Source organism: Arthrobacter sp. 24S4-2 (assembly GCF_005280255.1).
Taxonomy (GTDB): domain Bacteria; phylum Actinomycetota; class Actinomycetes; order Actinomycetales; family Micrococcaceae; genus Arthrobacter.
The window spans coordinates 1,252,411-1,270,533 of sequence record NZ_CP040018.1 but is presented as its reverse complement, the minus strand read 5'-3'; the positions used below and the strand labels follow the sequence as shown (position 1 = coordinate 1,270,533).

Annotated in this window: 18 protein-coding genes and 1 pseudogene; 8 read left to right on the top strand and 11 right to left on the bottom strand. The window is 64.2% G+C overall.

The annotated features are described in order from the left end of the window. Positions 1–39 precede the first annotated feature (39 nt). The 3 genes from FCN77_RS05945 to FCN77_RS05930 all read right to left on the bottom strand — a co-directional run bounded on the left by FCN77_RS05945 (position 40) and on the right by FCN77_RS05930 (position 2,680). Positions 40–822: an SDR family oxidoreductase gene (locus tag FCN77_RS05945; protein WP_137321523.1), complete on the bottom strand. Its 783-nt coding sequence runs from the start codon at positions 820–822 to the stop codon at positions 40–42. Between the two features lie 224 nt (positions 823–1,046). Beyond that, complete coding sequence (locus FCN77_RS05935) at positions 1,047–2,153, bottom strand: HoxN/HupN/NixA family nickel/cobalt transporter (RefSeq protein ID WP_254678875.1); 1,107 nt, start codon at positions 2,151–2,153, stop codon at positions 1,047–1,049. An 11-nt stretch (positions 2,154–2,164) separates the two neighbouring features. Then, positions 2,165–2,680: a cupin domain-containing protein gene (locus FCN77_RS05930; protein ID WP_137321522.1), complete on the bottom strand. Its 516-nt coding sequence runs from the start codon at positions 2,678–2,680 to the stop codon at positions 2,165–2,167. Positions 2,681–2,798: 118 nt separating this feature from the next. Here FCN77_RS05930 and FCN77_RS05925 point away from each other — a divergent pair, with 118 nt between their 5' ends. Continuing rightward, positions 2,799–3,374, top strand: coding sequence for a TetR/AcrR family transcriptional regulator (locus FCN77_RS05925; RefSeq protein WP_254678874.1), 576 nt, complete (start codon positions 2,799–2,801; stop codon positions 3,372–3,374). Positions 3,375–3,419: 45 nt separating this feature from the next. Here FCN77_RS05925 and FCN77_RS05920 read toward each other — a convergent pair whose 3' ends face one another. Continuing rightward, complete coding sequence (locus FCN77_RS05920; protein WP_137321520.1) at positions 3,420–4,211, bottom strand: hypothetical protein; 792 nt, start codon at positions 4,209–4,211, stop codon at positions 3,420–3,422. Between the two features lie 847 nt (positions 4,212–5,058). Next, positions 5,059–5,208 (bottom strand): hypothetical protein, encoded by a 150-nt coding sequence (locus tag FCN77_RS25855; protein WP_175417160.1) that lies wholly within the window; start codon positions 5,206–5,208, stop codon positions 5,059–5,061. A gap of 513 nt (positions 5,209–5,721) precedes the next feature. Between FCN77_RS25855 and FCN77_RS05915 the strand changes: the two genes are divergently transcribed. After that, positions 5,722–6,177: a DUF4383 domain-containing protein gene (locus FCN77_RS05915; RefSeq protein WP_137321519.1), complete on the top strand. Its 456-nt coding sequence runs from the start codon at positions 5,722–5,724 to the stop codon at positions 6,175–6,177. Positions 6,178–6,287: 110 nt separating this feature from the next. Here the strand turns inward: FCN77_RS05915 and FCN77_RS05910 are convergent, their stop codons facing one another. Then, positions 6,288–7,043, bottom strand: coding sequence for a FadR/GntR family transcriptional regulator (locus FCN77_RS05910; RefSeq protein ID WP_137321518.1), 756 nt, complete (start codon positions 7,041–7,043; stop codon positions 6,288–6,290). 180 nt (positions 7,044–7,223) lie between these two features. Between FCN77_RS05910 and eat the strand changes: the two genes are divergently transcribed. The 6 genes from eat (at position 7,224) to FCN77_RS05885 (ending at position 13,014) form a co-directional block, all read left to right on the top strand. Beyond that, positions 7,224–8,663: an ethanolamine permease gene (eat, locus tag FCN77_RS05905; protein WP_137321517.1), complete on the top strand. Its 1,440-nt coding sequence runs from the start codon at positions 7,224–7,226 to the stop codon at positions 8,661–8,663. A gap of 74 nt (positions 8,664–8,737) precedes the next feature. Next, positions 8,738–10,120: a glutamine synthetase family protein gene (locus tag FCN77_RS05900; RefSeq protein ID WP_137321516.1), complete on the top strand. Its 1,383-nt coding sequence runs from the start codon at positions 8,738–8,740 to the stop codon at positions 10,118–10,120. Further along, the gene (locus FCN77_RS05895; RefSeq protein WP_368074317.1) at positions 10,101–10,676 is read left to right on the top strand and encodes a gamma-glutamyl-gamma-aminobutyrate hydrolase family protein; all 576 of its coding nucleotides are present in this window, start codon (positions 10,101–10,103) and stop codon (positions 10,674–10,676) included. The genes FCN77_RS05900 and FCN77_RS05895 overlap by 20 nt, the downstream gene beginning before the upstream one ends. Beyond that, positions 10,646–10,864, top strand: coding sequence for a gamma-glutamyl-gamma-aminobutyrate hydrolase family protein (locus FCN77_RS27570; RefSeq protein WP_368074316.1), 219 nt, complete (start codon positions 10,646–10,648; stop codon positions 10,862–10,864). Before FCN77_RS05895 ends, FCN77_RS27570 begins: the two co-directional genes overlap by 31 nt. Then, positions 10,845–12,212 (top strand): aldehyde dehydrogenase, encoded by a 1,368-nt coding sequence (locus tag FCN77_RS05890; RefSeq protein WP_137321515.1) that lies wholly within the window; start codon positions 10,845–10,847, stop codon positions 12,210–12,212. Before FCN77_RS27570 ends, FCN77_RS05890 begins: the two co-directional genes overlap by 20 nt. 34 nt (positions 12,213–12,246) lie before the next feature. Then, positions 12,247–13,014 (top strand): 3-oxoacyl-ACP reductase, encoded by a 768-nt coding sequence (locus tag FCN77_RS05885; protein WP_302647481.1) that lies wholly within the window; start codon positions 12,247–12,249, stop codon positions 13,012–13,014. Positions 13,015–13,101: 87 nt separating this feature from the next. Here FCN77_RS05885 and FCN77_RS05880 read toward each other — a convergent pair whose 3' ends face one another. The 5 genes and pseudogenes from FCN77_RS05880 to FCN77_RS05860 all read right to left on the bottom strand — a co-directional run bounded on the left by FCN77_RS05880 (position 13,102) and on the right by FCN77_RS05860 (position 18,053). Continuing rightward, on the bottom strand, positions 13,102–14,106 hold the full coding sequence (locus tag FCN77_RS05880; protein WP_137321513.1) for a nucleoside hydrolase: 1,005 nt from the start codon (positions 14,104–14,106) through the stop codon (positions 13,102–13,104). A gap of 44 nt (positions 14,107–14,150) precedes the next feature. Beyond that, positions 14,151–15,392: pseudogene (locus tag FCN77_RS05875) on the bottom strand (MFS transporter); the annotation flags it as partial. Positions 15,393–15,567: 175 nt separating this feature from the next. Beyond that, a complete protein-coding gene (locus tag FCN77_RS05870) occupies positions 15,568–16,665 on the bottom strand; it encodes an IS701 family transposase (RefSeq protein ID WP_254678996.1) in 1,098 nt (365 codons plus the stop codon). Between the two features lie 134 nt (positions 16,666–16,799). Then, positions 16,800–17,321, bottom strand: coding sequence for a hypothetical protein (locus FCN77_RS05865; protein ID WP_137321511.1), 522 nt, complete (start codon positions 17,319–17,321; stop codon positions 16,800–16,802). 72 nt (positions 17,322–17,393) lie between these two features. Then, on the bottom strand, positions 17,394–18,053 hold the full coding sequence (locus FCN77_RS05860) for a recombinase family protein (RefSeq protein ID WP_137321510.1): 660 nt from the start codon (positions 18,051–18,053) through the stop codon (positions 17,394–17,396). Positions 18,054–18,123 lie beyond the last annotated feature (70 nt).

The window sequence follows — 18,123 nt, the reverse complement described above, 5'->3', positions numbered from 1 at the left end:
CACCGAGGGCTTGGCTTCCTGCCGTCGGGCGCAAAACAGTCACCACACGGAGTCGCCCCGCAGGACGACGTCGCTGCCGCCGTCGACGTAAACGACCTGCCCGCACAGGTGCGTATTCTCCTCGCTGTTGAGCCAAGCCAGCAGGCGGGCGACGACGATCGGCTCAGCAATACCGTTCAGCGGCATCGGGACCACTCCCAGCAGCGACTCCCGCCCTTCCGGAGTGGCGATCAGCTCGGCCGTCATGGGCGTGGCGATGATGCCGGGTGCTACTGCATTCAGCGGGATCCCGGCCCCGGCCCACGCCGCCGAGGCGGCTTGGCGTCGAACCCACCGCGAGAGCGCCAGCTTGGTCGAAGCGTAGATAAGCTGTCCGGTGGTCGTCGGCTCCTTGGCCAGGACCTCGGCGCGGGCCATGGCTGCCGTCTCGTCCCCCTCGGCCAGCAGGGCGACCAGCTCACCGTCGCTTGACATGAGGGCTGCCATCGATGAAACGAGGACGGCCCGTGGAGCCTTCGCGCCGGCCAGAAGGGGCCGGAGCCCTTCAAGCGTGGCGACAGTGCCGAAGTAGTTCACGGCAACAGTGGCGGGGGCCGGAACGGCCAGGCCGGCGACGGCGTAGATGGCGTCGAGCGAGCCGCCGCTGAGCCTGCTTGCCTCCTCGACCAGGGCCCCGCGCCCTTCAGCCGTGGAAAGATCCACCACCACGTCGGCGTCGTGGATGTCGGCTCCGATGACGCGTTCGCCCCGGTGCTCGAGGAGTTCCTTCGTTGCCTTCCCGATGCCTGAGGCGGCGCCCGTGATGACGGATGTGCGAGGCATGATGCCTTCTTCCCTAGCCTGATAAGGTCTGCCTCGACTTTGCCCGGCTGCCCTCCGCCCGGCCAGAGTCCAAAGGCCCGCGGACGGCAGGATCGATGTCCCGAGGGTGGTCGCGCCGCGAAGTCGCCCTCCACTGCCAGCACCACCTGGCAGCGCGCGCCGGGCTGCTCCGGGTAGCCCATGTGCACCCCGCGCAGGTCGCAGATGGTCTGCCCGCTGCTGATTCAGCGGCTCACATGCCGCGGCAGCGCCCACCCGTGGCGTCCATACCTCCAAACGAAGACCCCCGCCAGCCAGGCGAGAACAAACAGACCGACAACGGCAAAGCCCATGCGCGTCAGATCGATGCCGCCAATGGCCTCAAACATCCCGGAAGTGACGCCCGCTTTCGCTGCGATCACGGACAGCAGTTCCACTGTCCCCACGGCCAGGGCGACGGCGGCGGACAGCCCGGTCAGGGCGATGTTGTACAGCAGACTCCGCCCCGGCTTCGAAAAAGCCCAGTCATAGGCGACGTTCATGAACCATCCGTCCAGGCTGTCCAGCAGGCTCATGCCCGCGGCGAAAAGGACTGGCAGGGCAAGGACCGCGTACCAGGGAAGTTCGGCGGCCGCCGCTCCCCCGGCAACCACCAGCAGCGTGACCTCGGTGGCGGTGTCGAATCCCAGGCCGAACAGCAGCCCCACCAGGTACATCTGCGATGGCCGGGTGATGCACCGCATGACCGGGCGCAGGACCCGGGCCATCAGGCCCGAGGTGAAGCCGCTCTCCTGGACTGCCCCATGGCCGGCCCGCAGCCGGCGGAAGTCCGAGATGACGCGGATCAGCAGGGCCAGGTTGAGGAACGCCAGGATGTAGAGAAACAGCCCTGAGATGGTGGTGCCCACAAATCCCAGAACGTCGCGCCACCACGAGGCGTCGTCACCGAGTTGGCTTCCCAGGGCACGAGATCCCGCAGCGAGCAGCAGGCAGAGGCCAAAGACGATGCTGGAGTGGCCCAGTGAGAACCAGAAGCCAACGGAGACGGGCCGCAGGCCTTCTCCCATGAGCTTACGGGTGGTGCAGTCAATGGCGGCGATGTGGTCGACGTCGAACGCGTGGCGCATGCCGAGCAGATAGGCTCCGACGCCGATCCCCACGCCGAAGACCTGGCTGGAACCGGGGTGAAGGTTCTGCGGGGCGAGACTTATAAGCAGCGCTCCCCAGCCCAGGACGTGCAGCAGGAGTACGACGGCGGCCATGCGGGCCAGCGGTGCCAGCGACTTCCGCGCGGCTACTGCGGCGGGCGCAGCCCAGGGCCTTTTCCGCTCAAGGTGGGGCTGAACGGCCATGGCCTTCCCCGTCAGCCCCTCGGAGGAGTCAGGCCGTACCGGGCGATGATGTCCGGCAGCCAGGGCGCCTCGCCGAACTGAAGACCGTATTCGGCGGCCAGTTTGCCGAGAACCTCTGGGTCCGGCGGTCCCCCGCCTTCGAGATTTTCGGCCAGCCCCCAGAAGAAATGCTCGAACCCAGCGGGACTGATCACTTCGATCATCCTCGCCGGGACTTTGCCCGCGTTCCACATGGTGTGCAGCTCGCCGCGTGGCTTGGTGATGTAACCCCCGGCACCGAGCACCGCCTCGCGCTCACCGGAGCGGAATCCGATCTCGCCTTCGAGGACGATCGAGTACTCGTCCTCACGGGTATGAGTATGCGGCGGAACCAAGGCACCGACCGGGAACGGGTGCTCCACGATCGAGAGCCGATCGTTGGTGTGTTCACCAAACAGTTTGAAGACAACCCCGATACTCCCGAGGCTGCCCTGGCGTCCTTCCCCTGGCTGCACGACCGTAAGCCGCGGAGCCTTCTCAGCGCCCATGACGGGCCACCTTTCCTAATTCGATATACAATGGTGTATCGCCAATTATCCGCGCATAGGGACCGGTGTCAACACTTTGAGTGAACAGGAGCGTTCAACCAAACTTCGTCGTTATCAGATGAATAAGCGCGCCGAGCAGGTAGAGACAACGCGCCAGCGCATCGTCGACGCCGCCGTGGCCCTGCACGGTTCAATAGGCCCTGCCCGCACCACCATTGCCGGCGTCGCCGAGCAGGCGGGGGTGACACGCTTGACCGTCTACCGGCATTTTGCCGACGACGAGGCGCTGTTCTCTGCGTGTTCCTCGCATTGGCTCTCACAGCAGCAGCGGCCCGACCCGGCTGCGTGGTCAGAGCTCGCGGACCCCGTGGAACGCCTGCAGGCCGGCCTGACTGACCTCTACCGGTTCTATCGCGACGGTGAGCAGATGCTCACGCGCATCTACGGTGACTGGCATGCAATTCCGGACAAGCACCGCAACGAGCTCAAAGCGCGCGATGTGTATTTCCGGGACACGCTCGTTGAGGCCTTTCCGGCGCCCGGCAGGAGGAGCCGGCTGCGCGCCGTCGTCGCCCACTCCGTTTCGTTCTGGACGTGGCGGTCCCTCTGCCACGACAACGGGCTTTCGAATCGGGACGCCGTCCAGGCCATGACCAACCTGGTAGTAACCACGGCACGCCCGCACCGGCCGTAGCCCTGTCCAATCCCTGCGCAAAGGCGCGGGACACGCTTTGGTGGTTTAGCTCCGATCCGGGATCTCCACGCGGGTCAGGTCTGGCGCCATCCGCCGGGTGCTTTCCAGGACTGCGAGACCATAGAGCACGGCAGCGGGAGTCCCGACAGCAGCCACCACCAGGCCGAAAGGCGAAATCTGTCCATCGTGGGCCAGCAGGAGCCCGGTGGGACCCTGCAGCGCGGTGGTGGCGCAACCAACCCAGGTGATGAGCGCTGCGGAGCGTGCGCGCGATGCCGATCTGCCCATAATGAGCGGCGCCAGGAACCCTGCGACCGCGGCGATGCCGGTTACGGTAAGGACTGTGCGTTGTGCGATCGAATTCATGCCGAGCGGCCCGCTGGCTCCCGGCCCGAAAATGCCCCAATAGAGCATTGCGGCGGCAAAACTAAGCATTCCAATTCCGCCGGCCGCCGTGGCCCATCTGTGCGCGGGCGGCTGCACTCCGGCCGCAACAAGTTCTCCCCATCGCTCATCTGCGTACAGCGCCAGGAGAACCGCAAGCGCGACAGCCATCATGCCGAACCCGCCGTAGATGACCGCGAACGTCCACCCCTCAAGGTTTCCCTCGCCTCCGGACGAGAGGCCACCTTCAACCGCCAGTTGCAGAACACTTCCCACGGGAATCCCGATCAGAATTGGTGCCAATAATCCGGTGGCGGCACCGCCAACAATGAAGACGGACCAGGCGGGGATGCGTCGTCCCCAAGGTTGGATCAGCGCCAGTCCCAGCAGTACCGACAGTACGTCCATGGCGATTGTGACGGTGTTGCCGATGAGGAAGCGCGGGGTTCCCATTTCCCCTACGCCTGTCCCCTGCTTCATACCGAAGTCGGAGCCAGCCAACCAAGCAATTTTTATCAGGCCGTAAGGCGTCACCGACACTACCAAAGCCCAAAAGGCGGCGATTCGCCAAGGTCGTTTGTTCAGCACGCTCTTCTCCCCCAAGTCGTTCTAGAGATCCGTCTCTAGATGAGCTTCTCCAGAGTGGCAAACCATGGAAGAAATGCCAAGACCTGTTTCATACTCCCGAGAAGAAATACTCGACGCCGCCGTGCTCGCCGTCCATGAGCACTGGCGTTCCGCCGCCGTGGCCCATGTAACCGCCAGGCTCGGAGCCCCGTCGGCTCGATCTATCACCGCTTCCGCTCACGCGATGCGCTTTTCGCCTCAGCCTGGGTTCGGTCCATCAAGCGCTTCCATGACGAGCTCCAGCGGATTGAGGCAGCTGACCCGATCCAGGCAATCGTCGATACCGCACTGCTGATCCCCCGTTTCTGCCGGGACAACCCGCTGGACGCCCGGATGATGACCGTCTACCGGTACGGTACAGGGACCTCATGGAAAATCCACCTGTGGACGTAGTGTTTCGGACTTGACCGGCCTGAACGCGCCGGTCGGTGAGCACCTGGGGCGGCTGACTGTTGCGCGGTACGGACGCTTAACGCCACGTGGGCTGAAAGCCCGAGGACCCCGGAAGCAATCGCCTCGTCTAGAACCGAATTGGCCGGGCCCGATTCAGTCTCCGTCGTAACGGGCAAGTGCTTCTATGTAGACTGCGGCGGTTTCATGGTCGCCCCTGTCGGTGTATTTGGCGATGATGTTCGTTAGATCCCTTTTGACGGCCCAACGCGCGTCATACGGTTCACGAGGACGGGGAAAGCAATCGTTCATGATTCTCGTCGCCTAATGAGTCTTCACGGTCCAGCAGATAGCGCAGAAATGCTGCCTGGTTGTCAACCTCCCGCTGTTTGCGCGGGGAAACCCAGTCCAGTAGTTCCTTGTCGTCAGCCATGATGTTCACTCCTTCCAGTCATGAATTCATGCTGACCCTGTTCGAGCAAGGTCAGCGAAGGTTTCGGGCAAGATAGGCGAAGGTCTTGTGGGTGAGACCCCTCCGCGCCGCATGTGCGGTACCGCTGGTCAGGTCTGGCTCCGCGACTATGATCCGTGCAGCTGACTTCGGAAACTGACAAACGGCTTGGTCGACTCAGAGTGCTTGGACGAAGGCCGCCCTCCAGATTCAGGACGAGTTTCCGGGGCTGGTGGCCCGGGCCTGGCCATCCTGTTCAGGGATCCGGAAACCGCGGGTATCGATGTCACGCCAGTAGAGGACCTGCCGTCACGGAGCCAGACGGCATTCCGAAGCGAGGAGAATCCGTAGCCGGCTCCGAGTCCCCCGATTCCCAATTGTTTATCAATGGACCCATCCGGAATGCGCTGGCACCCGAATAGCTGGCATAACCCCTTGGGTTAGCTGGCAAAGACCGGCTGATCCATAAACACATATCGCATTCAGGAGATCATCATGGCAACACACACCAGCACCGGCATGGCCACACGCACTAACGTCCAGAAGGGATCAATGCTGGTGGGCGCAGTATTCCTGCTGGTCGGTGTCCTGGGCTTCGTCCCCGGCATCACCAGCAACTACGGCGAGCTGCAGTTTGCGGGCCACCACTCCGAAGCCATGCTGCTGGGCCTCTTCCAGGTCTCAGTGCTGCACAACATCGTCCACCTCCTCTTCGGCGCAGCAGGCCTGCTCCTGGCCCGCAGCGCCACCGGCGCCCGCTCCTTCCTCCTCTACGGCGGAATCGTGTACCTGGTCCTGTTCGTCTACGGCCTGGTGTTCGACCAGGAATCGGCCGCGAACTTCGTCCCGCTGAACGCCTTCGACAACGGACTGCACCTGCTGCTCGGCGTCGGCATGATCGCCCTCGCGCTGGTTCTCACCAGGGGCCATGCCACGAAGGTGCGCTCCTGACCATTTCCCTCTGGGATACGCACGCCAACGCCCGACGGCGGGACTCACCCGATGGTGAGTCCCGCCGTCGCGCGTTCCCGGCTGTTGTCCGGGCCGCTGACGTCAGGAATTCAGGGAACGTCGGATGCCGCGACTGAAGAATTCTCCGGCGAGACCAGGAATCCATGGAGCAACGACGCCGTTCCCTGCAGGTGATCGAGGGTAACCTGGTAGGCGCCATCCGCGTCGCCGCGGAGAATAGCGTCAACAATTTCCTGGTGCTGCCGGTTGGAATGCTCAAGGTTGGGCTCCAGGAACGGGATGCGGTCTAGAAGGTCGCTAACCCGTGCACGGGCGTCTGCAACGGCAGCAACGAGGCTTGGCGATCCACACAATTCCGCGATGGCCACGTGAAACCGCGCGTCCTTCGGCCTGTACAGCTCTACCGGAGCCGCTGCCACATCGGCCAACGTATCCAGCAGATGACGCCGCTGCCTTGGAGACAGCATGGCCTTGGCGGCGAGGGACGCGGCGGCCGGTTCCAGCACGGCGCGGTAGGTCAGAACGTCGTTGACTTCCGCAGGGTCCAGATCTGCGGCGCCCCTAAGTTCCACGAGCCTTCGTGCCGATACGTAGGTTCCGCCAGACCTGCCGCGGCGGATTTCCACATAGCCGGCCTTTTGAAGCTCCGCTAAGGCGTCGCGCAGCGTCGCCCGTGACACGCCCAGCAAATCCGAGAGCTCCCGCTCGGCGGGCAACTTGTCACCGACGCCGAAGAGCCCCAGCTTGATGTTCTGGAGCAGCCGTTCGATGGTTTCTTCAAAGGCGTTTCCGTGCCGGACCGGCCGTATGAGCGTAGTGGGAACCTCAAGCGATGCCTCTTCCATGACACCATCCTAGCCCGGTCTAATAAAATGCCATTTATTTACCGTGGCTTGAGCCGGAACCGGGCCTCTTTCAAGGAAAATCAGCATCCACTTGACTCTTGCGGGTGACTTGCACCACACTGACAAAGGACTTTTGGACTAATTACAGACCATTAAGACCTTTGGAAGAAGGGAAATCGCATGTCATCACGTCCCTTGGAGCAACCCGTCAACGACGACGAGGGCTACCTCCATCACCGTCAACTCAAACGTGGAGCGGCCGGGTGGGTCCTACTGGCGGGCCTCGGTGTTGCCTATGTCATCTCCGGAGATTTCGCCGGCTGGAACCTGGGCCTGGCCCAGGGCGGCTGGGGCGGTCTCCTCATCGCATTCATTCTGATGGGCATCATGTACACCTGCATGGTGTTCGGATTGGCCGAACTCTCCTCCGCATTGCCCACCACCGGCGCGGGCTACGGATTTGCGCGCAGGGCTCTTGGCCCGCTGGGCGGCTTTGCCACCGGGATGGCCGTGCTGATCGAATACGCTGTCGCGCCCGCCGCCATCGCCACCTTCATCGGCGGCTATGTCGAAGCCCTGGGCCTGTTCGGCCTCACCAACTCCTGGCCGGTCTATCTCATCACCTTCGCTGTCTTCGTCGGAATCCATCTTCGCGGAGTCGGCGAAGCGCTGAAACTGATCTTTGCGATCACCACAATCGCCGTCATCGCTTTGGCTGCCGTGGTCATCGGCCTGGTACCGCATTTCAACGCGGCAAACCTCTTCGATGTCGTGCCGGACGGTTCCCCGACCTCCAGCGCCTTCCTTCCCATGGGCATCGGAGGTGCAGTCGGAGCCCTCGTGTACGCCATCTGGTTTTTCCTGGCAGTCGAAGGTGTCCCGCTGGCTGCTGAAGAGACAGCGAACCCCAAGAAGGACATGCCCCGGGGCATCATCGTTGCCGTTGTGATTCTCGTGGTCTTCGGAGCACTGATGCTCGTCCTGGTTCCCGGCGCAGCCGGGTCAGAGGCGATGGGTGTCTCGAACAACCCGCTTCCGGAAGCGCTCCGCCTGGCCTACGGGGGTAACACAGTCCTTGCTGACTTTGTGAACTATGCAGGGCTGGCGGGGCTGGTGGCCAGCTTCTTCTCCATCATCTACGCCTACTCCCGGCAGCTCTTCGCCCTGTCCCGCGCGGGGTACCTTCCCAAGTGGTTGTCATTGACGGGCAAGAGGCGGACCCCGTACTGGGCGCTCATCGTCCCCGGCGCCCTCGGATTCCTCCTTGCTGCCACCACCGGCAACGGTGCCCTGCTCATCAATATCGCGGTGTTCGGAGCGACCGTCTCGTATGTGCTGCTGAACCTGTCGCACATAGTCCTGCGGGTGAAGGAACCCGGCCTTTCCCGGGGATACCGGACCCCTGGAGGTGCCGTCACCACATCCGTCGCCCTGCTTCTCGCTGCTGTTGCGGTCGTTGCCACGTTCGTCGTCGACGTCATGGCAGCATCCATCACCGCCGCAGTGTTCGCCGCCGCCCTCCTCTACTACTGGTTCTACAGCCGCCACCGGATTGTGGCAGGGGCGCCCGAAGAGGAATTTGCACAGCTCGCGGCAGCCGAAGCCGAACTCAGCAACTGAATCGCCCTCTCCGGCCCAGTTCGGCGGAGAGCACCTATCACGTCCAACACCCAGATCGAAGTTACGGAAATCAAATGACCAATCAATTCGCAGGGAAAAACTCCCAGGCACAGCTGACCGTCGAGGAGCTGAAGCAGAAGGTTGCCACGGGTGAAATCGACACCGTCGTCGTCGCCATCACCGACTCCCTGGGCCGGCTGCAGGGCAAGCGCTGCGGCGCAAGGTCCTTCCTCGAGGATGTCCTCGGACATGGCGCCGAAGGCTGCAACTACCTCCTATCCGTCGACGTGGAAATGAACACGGTTGATGGATACGCCATGTCTTCCTGGGCCAACGGCTACGGGGACATGGTCATGCGACCCGATGTCAGCACGCTCCGGCTTGTGCCGTGGCTGGAGGGCACCGCGATGGTCCAGTGCGACATCCTCTGGCTCGACGGCCGCCCCGTCACCCAGTCCCCGCGGCAGATACTTCGTGCCCAGATCGAACGCCTCGAGACGCTCGGATACCGTGCCCATATCGGCACGGAACTCGAGTTCATCATGTTCGACGACAGCTATGCCGAAGCATGGGACAAGCAATACGTCGGGCTGAAGCCCTCAACCCGCTACAACGTCGACTACTCCCTCCTTGCCACGGCCGGCCTCGAACCGGTCATCCGCGACATCCGAAACAGCATGGAAAGCGCCGGGCTCGTCGTCGAATCCTCAAAGGGGGAATGCAACCACGGCCAACAGGAAATCACCTTCAGGTACGCAGAAGCGCTCCAAGCCTGCGACGGCCACGCGTTCTACAAGAACGGCGCCAAGGAGATCGCAGGAAAGCATGGAAAAAGCATCACCTTCATGGCCAAGTACAACGAGCGCGAGGGCAGTTCCTGCCACATCCACTTCAGCCTGACGGACCTGGACGGCAACCCGGTGCTTGCCGGTGATGGCGAGCATGGCTTCAGTCCCGTCATGGAGCACTTCGTCGCGGGTCAGCTGGCCGCCATGAAGGAACTCTCGTACTTCCTGGCGCCCAACATCAACTCGTACAAGCGCTTCGTCGAGGGCAGCTTCGCGCCAACGGCGATTGCGTGGGGACTGGACAACCGCAGTTGTGCGCTGCGCATCGTCGGGCGTGGACCCGGCCTGCGGGTGGAAAACCGTGTAGGCGGCGGCGACGTCAACCCTTACCTGGCCGCGGCAGCACTTATTGCGGCAGCCATTCACGGCATCGAGAACGAGTTGCCCCTTGAGTCCATCATGGTTGGGAATGCCTACGAGTCCACTGCCGACCGGATCCCGACGGCGCTTCGTGACTCGCGCGCCCTGCTCGTCAACAGCGAAATCGCCCGCAAGTCCTTCGGAGACGAAGTGGTGGACCACTACGTGCACGCCGCCGACGTCGAACTGAAAGCGTTCGACAGTGCCGTCACAGATTGGGAGCACAAGCGTGGCTTTGAACGTCTCTGATTCCTACCGGCCGCGAATCGGCCTCACCACCTACTACCAACAGGCAGCCTGGGGAGTCTGGCAGGCCGATGCGGCCATCCTGCCAGGCACCTACGTACAGGCAGTAGTCGCCGCCGGCGGCACACCTGTCCTCCTGCCACCCGTCGGCACGGACCCCACAGTGATCGAGCTCCTGGACGGGCTCATCATCGCGGGCGGATCGGACGTGGACCCGGAACAGTATGGCGCCGAGCCCCATGAACTGACCCGCGCCCAACCAGCGCGGGACGCCCACGACATCGCCCTGACCAGAGCGGCGCTGGCCACTGGACTTCCGCTGTTTTCCATCTGCCGCGGCGCCCAAATCCTCAACGTGGCACTGGGAGGAACGCTGATCCAACACATCCCGGACGTCAATCCGCAGGCAGCGCAGTACCAGCCGGCACCGGGTGTGTTTGGGAACGTCGAATTCACCACAACACCCGGAAGCATCAGCGAGAGCCTGCTCGGGCCAAACGCCAGCGCCCCTGCTACCACCACCAGGCCATGGACAGGATCGCGGACGGCCTGTGGGTGACGGCGGCAGCGCAGGACGGAACCGTACAGGCCCTCGAGACGACAACAGGCGGATGGGTACTGGGAGTGCAGTTCCACCCCGAACAGAACCCGGACGACCTGCGGCTTTTCACGGGATTTGTTGAAACAGCCCGCAACTACCGCAAAGAACGATTGGAGAATGCAGTCGATGTCCACCAGCACGTTTGATGTCCTGAACCCGGCAACGGAAGAGATCATAGAAACAGTCCCGCTCGCCACACTGGAGGAAACGGACCGGGCAATCGAAAAGGCCGCGGCGGCTTTTGAAACGTGGCGCCACATCTCACCCGCCGACCGGGCGATGTTGCTGCGCCGCTTCGCCGCTGCAGTGGATGACGACCTGGAGAACCTCGCCCAACTCGAAGTGATTAACGCCGGCCATACCATCGGAAACGCCCGGTGGGAGGCAGGAAATGTCCGGGACGTCCTCGCCTATTATTCCGGCGCCCCGGAGCGCCACACCGGCCAGCAGATCCCCGTTGCCGGAGGCGTCAATGTCACCTTCAACGAGCCCCTGGGTGTTGTGGGAGTCATCGTCCCGTGGAACTTCCCGATGCCCATCGCCGCGTGGGGATTCGCTCCGGCGCTTGCAGCAGGCAACACGGTGGTTCTCAAGCCTGCTGAGCTGACGCCGTTGACGGCCCTGCGCCTCGGGCAGCTTGCGCAGGAAGCCGGGCTGCCTGACGGTGTACTCCAGATCATTCCCGGAAAGGGATCCGTCGTGGGAGAACGCTTCGTCACGCACCCGGCTGTGAGGAAGGTGGTTTTCACCGGTTCAACAGGCGTCGGCAAGCGGATCATGGCCGGCTGTGCAGAGCAGGTGAAGCCAGTGACCCTGGAACTGGGCGGCAAAAGCGCCAACATCATCTTCGCCGACGCAGACCTGGAGGCAGCCGCCGCAGCGGCCCCGGGTGGGGCCTTCGACAACGCCGGCCAGGACTGCTGCTCCCGGTCCCGCATCCTGGTTCAGCACGACGTCTTCGAAAAGTTCCTCGAACTGCTTGAACCTGCCGTCAAGGCGCTGAAGGTCGGCGATCCCCGGAATGAGGACTCGTTCATGGGGCCGCTGATTTCCGCCGCACAACACCGCACGGTCGCAAGCTTCGTGCCGGATGGAGCGCCCATCGCGTTCCAAGGATCAGCGCCCGAAGGCAAGGGATTCTGGTTTCCGCCCACCGTCCTGACTCCGTCCCGCGAGGACCGGGTGATGCACGAGGAGATCTTTGGCCCGGTTGTGGCAGTAGTCCCCTTCAAGGACGAAGCTGACGCGCTCCGCCTCGCCAACGACACCATCTACGGCCTGTCCGGCTCCATCTGGACCAGGGACATAGGACGGGCCCTGCGCGTAGCCCGCGGACTGGAATCCGGAAACCTCTCCGTCAACTCCCACTCATCCGTCAGGTACTCCACACCCTTTGGCGGATTCAAGCAGTCAGGCCTGGGCCGTGAGCTGGGGCCCGACGCCCTGAACGCCTTCACCGAAACCAAGAACGTCTTCATCTCAACCACCGACTGAACACAACACAAGGAAAAGCAAAATGATTGAAGTTATCTCCAACCGACTCAAAGGCCGCAGCGCAGTCATCACCGGGGGCGCAAGCGGAATCGGACTGGCAACCGCACGTCGGTTCGCCTCCGAAGGAGCACACGTTGTTATCGCCGATCTCGATCCGACTGCCGGACAGCGTGCCGCCGACGAAGTCGACGGACTATTCGTCAAAGTCGACGTCACCAGCGAAGAAGAGGTCAAGAACCTCTACGCCGTGACCAACGAAACCTACGGAAGTGTGGACATCTCGTTCAACAATGCCGGCATCTCCCCGGCAGATGATGCCTCGATAATCGATACGGGGATCGACGCATGGCGAAGGGTTCAGGAAGTGAATCTCACTTCCGTGTTCTACTGCTGCAAATACGCCCTGTCATACATGCAGGCGCAGGGCAAAGGATCCATCATCAACACAGCATCCTTTGTCGCCGTGATGGGTGCTGCCACTTCCCAGATCTCATACAGCGCCTCCAAGGGCGGCGTACTGTCGATGAGCCGCGAACTGGGTGTCGAGTTCGCCCGGCAGGGCATTCGGGTGAATGCCCTGTGCCCTGGCCCGGTCAACACGCCCCTGTTGAAAGAGCTCTTTGCCAAGGACCCCGAGAAGGCCGCCCGCCGGCTCGTCCATGTTCCCCTCGGCAGGTTCGCCGAACCTGAGGAGTTGGCCGCTGCGGTTGCGTTCCTTGCCAGCGATGATGCGTCGTTCATCACCGCCTCCACTTTCCTGGTCGATGGCGGCATTGCCGGAGCCTACGTAACCCCGGAGTAAGCCGCGGGGCCGCTGAGGGCCACGATTCGCGTGGTCCTCAGCGGGTGTGGAAGCGCGCTGATGCCGCCGATGGCCGGGGCAGCTTCGTCAGGCGAGGGCGGCTGCTGAGGTGAGCGCCGCCGTCGTGCTTTCCGAGGAGGAACGCAGCGTTTCCACCAGGTGCGGGGCGAAGTCCCCGTCGAGCTCCAGCACCACGCGGCACCGCGCGCCCGGCTGCTCCGGGTAGCCCATGTACCGTCCGCGCAGGTCGCAGACCGTCTGGCCGCGTCCGGGACCGTGGGTGGTGTCGACGTCGACATGCACCACCGGGGCGACGGCGGCTTTGACGCCGCCCACCGCGAGTGCCGCCGCCAGGGGGTCGTGCATCGCGGAGCAGGCCCGCCCGAACTGGCTCTCGTAGAAGCGGAAATAGTAGCCCAGCATCTCCCCCAAGGCCTGCGGGACCGGGTGACCGGCGTCGAGCAGTTCCTGGCGGTGGCATTCCTCCAGGACGTTGGACATGGTGACGTCCAGCGGCACCAGGGTCACGTTCCAGTCGGCTGCCAGGACTTCGGCGGCGGCCTCGGGGTCATTGGCGATGTTGGCCTCGGCCACGGGCGTGATGTTCCCGGGGGCAAACGCGGCGCCGCCCATGATGGTGATTTCCTCCACCAGCCGGGGCAGCTCCGGCTCCAGCCGCAGGGCTTCGGCGATGTTGGTCAGCGGGCCGATGGCCAGGACGCGCAGCGTCCCGGGGTGTTCATGGGCCAGCCGCACCAGCATTTCGGCCGCGGTTCCGGGGACCAGTTCGGCGGCGGCCGCAGCCAGTTCGACGCCGCCGATGCCGTTGTCGCCGTGGACCCACGGCGCCCCGCCGTGGAACGCGCCCGCCTGTGGATCGTGGGCTCCGAGCGCGACGGGGACGTGCGCGTGCCCGGCGAGCTGGAGGAGGTCCAAGGTGTTGCGGGCGCCGACGGCGGCACTGACGTTGCCGCTGACGGTGCCGATCCCCCGCACGTCCGCCCGCGGGGAGGCAAGCAGATAGGCCAGGGCGAGGGCGTCGTCGATTCCGGTGTCGCAGTCGAGGTAGAAGGGGTGGCTGGTGGTGGTCATGGCGGTGTTTCTCGTTTCGTTGGTGCCGGGAGTGACGTGGGGTTTCAGAGCTTTTCGCCCTTGGGGGCGGCGACAAAGAGGCTGACGATGAACGCGGCGGCGGTGATGGCCACCGAGATCCAGAGGGCGGTGGCGTACCCGGCGGAGGTGGCCTGCGCGGCGAACGGCGCAACGATCACGACGCCGAGGCTCGCCCCGATGCCGAAGGAGGCACCGTTGATGCCGGGCAGCGCGGCGGGGGCTTCCTTGGGCGAGAGCAGGACGGAGAGGCCGTTGATGGCGGTCAGGAAGAAGCCGTTGTAGAAGATGCCCAGGGACGCGACGGCGATCATCACCGCCACCTGGTTGTCGGAGAAAGTGGCGGCGGCGATGGCGCTGGCCAGGCTGAGCGCGGTGCCGGCGCGGAGGGTCTTGATCCAGCCGCGTCGGTCGGCCAGCCAGCCGGCCAGCGGGGCGGCGAAGACGCCGATGAGCGCGGCCGGGGTGAGGAACAGCAGGGCGGAGAGGGAGGCGCTCAGCCCGAAGCCGTGGAGAACGTCCTGGCTGAGCAGCACCACGGTGAAGTTGATGACTGCGAAGATGCCGGCAAGGCCCAGGACAGTGGTGGCGATGACGGGCCAGACCTGGCGGGAGCGCAGGTGGTGGGTTGCAATGAGGGGGTGGCTGCGCTTTTTCTCGATCATCCAGAACGTGGCGAAGGACGCCACTGTGCCGGCCAGCAGGGCCAGGGTGCCTGGCGCGGTCCAGCCGGCCGCCGAGCCGCCGGACACGAAGTAGGTCACGAAGACCAGGAACACCGAGAGCGAGCCCGCTCCCCACCAGTCCATGGTGCCGCGGACGCCCTGGGGCCGGCCCTTTGGGACGATTTTGAGGATGCAGCCGGAGGCGATTGCGGTGAGGACCAGTACGACGACGAAGATGGACCGGAAGCCGAGAGTCTCGGCCATCAGACCGCCGACGTAGCCGTCCACTCCCCCGACGCCGCCGTTGATGGCGGCGATGATGCCCACGGAGGTGCCGAAGACTCTAGCGTGCAGGTTCTCGCTGAGGACGATGTAGGCGAGCGCGAAGACGGCACTGGACACGCCCTGCAGGAACCGGCCCGCGATGAGCAGCGGCAGCGTGGGTGCGGCAATGCAGAGCAGGGTTCCGGCGCCCATGACTGCCAGTACCAGCAGGAGCGACGCACGGCGGCCGATGAAATCGCTCCACCGGCCGATCACCGGGCCTGCGATGGCGCCGGCAAGGAAGAACATGGACTGGACGGGCGCGGCACTGTCGGGGCTTAGTACTACAGTCGCGTTTAAGGGGTGTGTCCGCGGGTCTTGTAATGACAGCATCGGGCGCGGTGTTGGTGTTTCCGTCGCCAGGTTGAGTGTTCCAGGACGTGTTTCGGGCTGGTGGTGCGGTGCCAGACGAGCCTGACGAGCAGACGCCTGATTTCGGGCAGTGAGAGCCGGATCAGTTCCTCGTCTGCGGCGGCAGCGCCCCTTTTTTGGAGCGGATCACGGTCAGGAAGGCCTGGGCGAACATGGAGAGGGTGATGTGCCGGTACCAGCCGGTGTATTGGCGGACCTGGTAGTGGTCCAGCCCCGTTTCTCCCTTGGAGGTTTGGAAGGTTTCTTCGATCGCCCAGCGGGCGCCGGCGATCCGGACCAGCTCGGCCAGCGAGACCCGGTTCGGGCCGTGGCATATGTAGTAGGCCAGGTCGGTGGGGTCCTTCAGGGAGCGGCGGGCCAGTAGCCAGTGTTCTCCGGTTTCGGTAGGTCCGTTGATGCGGGTCCGTGCCCAGGAGTAGCGGCGGTCGCCCTTGGTTCCAGCCCCGGCCGTGCGGGTCCGCCAGGCGTTGGCGCGCAGGGAAGCGATGAGTTTATCCGCGCGCCATTGCTCGCCCGGCCAGGCGGTGGGGGCGATGACGTTTTGGTTCATGGGAACGGCCAGCACGTAGTGCAATCCTCTGGCTTCCAGGCGGCGGCGCAGCCCCGAATGCTGGCCGTAGACCGCGTCCCCGGTGGCCCAGCGGGCCGGGATCCCGGCATCCAGGGCGCGGTCGATCATGTCCGCGGCCAGTACCGGTTTCGTGGCGAATTCCCTGGTTTTGGGGATCCCGGCCCGGGTGCATCTTTCCCGGTCATCGGCCCAGGCTTTGGGCAGGTAGAGTTCCCGGTCCAGCAGGGTGCGCCCGGCCGGGGCGGAGTACGTCAGGAATACCCCGATCTGGCAGTTCTCCACCCGGCCCGCGGTGCCCGAATACTGGCGTGCGACCCCGGCTGAGGCGGCGCCCTTCTTGAGGAATCCGGTCTCGTCGATGATCAGGATCCCGTCGGGATTACCCAGATGGCGGTTGACGTAGGTGAACAGGTCATCACGCACAGCATCCGGGTCCCAGTCAGTGGTCGAGAGCAGGCGCTGCATGCCATCCGGGGTGCCGTGCCCGGCGCGTTCAGACAGGGTCCAGGAGTTTTTGCGTTCCTCATCCGAAAGCAGCCCGCGCACATACCCCACAGCATTCCGCCGTGGTTCGGACCGGACAAACCGCGGCCCAATAAGATCGCCGATTTCCTCCAGACCTTCGGCCCACTCTTCTACGTCCGCCACACAAATATCATCACTCACCACCAACGATTAACAGGCCACGAGCGGAAAGTCCGGTTAAAACGCCGATGCAACCCAAATTAAGCGCGACTGTAGTACTAGGCGAACGTTCCCTGTTCGAAGGCGCGGATCGCCTCGATCACAGGTGCGGCGCCTTCGAGCCGGTACACGTCGATGGGGCGGGCGCCCAGGTGGGGGTCCTGGCCTTCCAGCCAGAGCCTGGCCTGGGCGGGCGTGAATGCGCTGTGCAGATGGCCCACCAGGGCATCGAGGTCCGCGAGCTGGGCGCGGTTCTCTTCGTTCGGCGCGTCCTGGCCGGAGACCCACCGGCTGGGCCTGTCCTTATTAACCCCGAGGAGGGCTGCCACGGCGTTGTTGCCGAGCGCGTTCACCAGGCGCTGCGTGATGGCGCGCGGTCCATAGTCCGGCGCGTCTTTCAGCCCGGCCAGGTTGACCGTGCCCGCCTTCCCCGGCGTCCTGTGCCGGGCCGGGGCCCGGCGGGGTGCAACCTTGAATCCCTTAGGCAGAAGAATGACGCCGTTCCGCATTTTGACCGGGGTCTCTTTGCCGCCGCCTTTCAGGATGACGGTCTGCTCCGCGGCTTTCCGCTGCTTTTCCATAGCCCAACACTATCTGTTGGGCGATGGGTGTAAAAGACCCTGCTAGTGGCTCTACAGGGGAACATGCGCAGATTAGTCCCGGGGCGCTGGCTCGTGCCGGCGGCCGGTGTACTTAGACGCTCCCTGGCGCGTCCGGACCGGACCGGCGACGGGCACGTCGTCACCGAACTGCTTCAAGTAGCGGTACATTGTGGCGCGCGACCAGCTGACCGTTTCGGCCGCCGCCTTGGCTGCCATGCCTTCCGACATCATCTGGCGGCACAGCCGGACCTTGTTCTCCACCGTCTCCGCCTTGGGCGCCGGTTTCCCGAACTGCACGCCGCGGGCCTTGGCCGCCATGACCCCGGCCTTCACTCTTTCGTTGATGAGCTCGCGCTCGTACTCCGCGAGACTGGCGAAGAGAGCCAACTGGAGCCGTCCGTGGGCCGTGGAGGGGTCGACGCCGTCCATGATCGAGTACAGCCTGATGCCACGTGCAGTGATTTCGTTGACGGTGTTGATGACATCGACCAAGGACCGGCCAAGGCGATCGATTCTCCAGACAAAGATTTCGTCGCCGTCGCGGGCGTAGTCGAGGAGCTTGGACATCTGCGGGCGTTCGCGGGCCGACTTTCCACCCGACATCTCGTCGACGAAGATCCGCTTTTCATCCACTCCGGCGGCGACCAGAGCTTCCACCTGCATGGCGGCATTCTGGTCGCCCGTGCTGATCCGTGCGTAGCCGACTTTCACGTCCGTCTCCGTCCTGTCTCGTCTCGCTAGTCCTTAAGGAGTATCAAGACGCCCTGATAAGACAGAGTGT

What these genes read in the sequence shown, in the direction of transcription:
- FCN77_RS27570 (WP_368074316.1), top strand. Translation starts at nt 10,646, where the DNA reads ATGGACAGGATCGCGGACGGCCTGTGGGTGACGGCGGCAGCGCAGGAC.
- FCN77_RS05920 (WP_137321520.1), bottom strand. Translation starts at nt 4,211, where the DNA reads ATGGGAACCCCGCGCTTCCTCATCGGCAACACCGTCACAATCGCCATG.
- FCN77_RS05930 (WP_137321522.1), bottom strand. Translation starts at nt 2,680, where the DNA reads ATGGGCGCTGAGAAGGCTCCGCGGCTTACGGTCGTGCAGCCAGGGGAA.
- FCN77_RS05910 (WP_137321518.1), bottom strand. Translation starts at nt 7,043, where the DNA reads ATGGAAGAGGCATCGCTTGAGGTTCCCACTACGCTCATACGGCCGGTC.
- FCN77_RS05865 (WP_137321511.1), bottom strand. Translation starts at nt 17,321, where the DNA reads ATGGAAAAGCAGCGGAAAGCCGCGGAGCAGACCGTCATCCTGAAAGGC.
- FCN77_RS05925 (WP_254678874.1), top strand. Translation starts at nt 2,799, where the DNA reads ATGAATAAGCGCGCCGAGCAGGTAGAGACAACGCGCCAGCGCATCGTC.
- FCN77_RS05880 (WP_137321513.1), bottom strand. Translation starts at nt 14,106, where the DNA reads ATGACCACCACCAGCCACCCCTTCTACCTCGACTGCGACACCGGAATC.
- FCN77_RS05945 (WP_137321523.1), bottom strand. Translation starts at nt 822, where the DNA reads ATGCCTCGCACATCCGTCATCACGGGCGCCGCCTCAGGCATCGGGAAG.
- FCN77_RS05915 (WP_137321519.1), top strand. Translation starts at nt 5,722, where the DNA reads ATGGCAACACACACCAGCACCGGCATGGCCACACGCACTAACGTCCAG.
- eat (WP_137321517.1), top strand. Translation starts at nt 7,224, where the DNA reads ATGTCATCACGTCCCTTGGAGCAACCCGTCAACGACGACGAGGGCTAC.
- FCN77_RS05890 (WP_137321515.1), top strand. Translation starts at nt 10,845, where the DNA reads ATGTCCACCAGCACGTTTGATGTCCTGAACCCGGCAACGGAAGAGATC.
- FCN77_RS05900 (WP_137321516.1), top strand. Translation starts at nt 8,738, where the DNA reads ATGACCAATCAATTCGCAGGGAAAAACTCCCAGGCACAGCTGACCGTC.
- FCN77_RS25855 (WP_175417160.1), bottom strand. Translation starts at nt 5,208, where the DNA reads ATGGCTGACGACAAGGAACTACTGGACTGGGTTTCCCCGCGCAAACAG.
- FCN77_RS05935 (WP_254678875.1), bottom strand. Translation starts at nt 2,153, where the DNA reads ATGGCCGTTCAGCCCCACCTTGAGCGGAAAAGGCCCTGGGCTGCGCCC.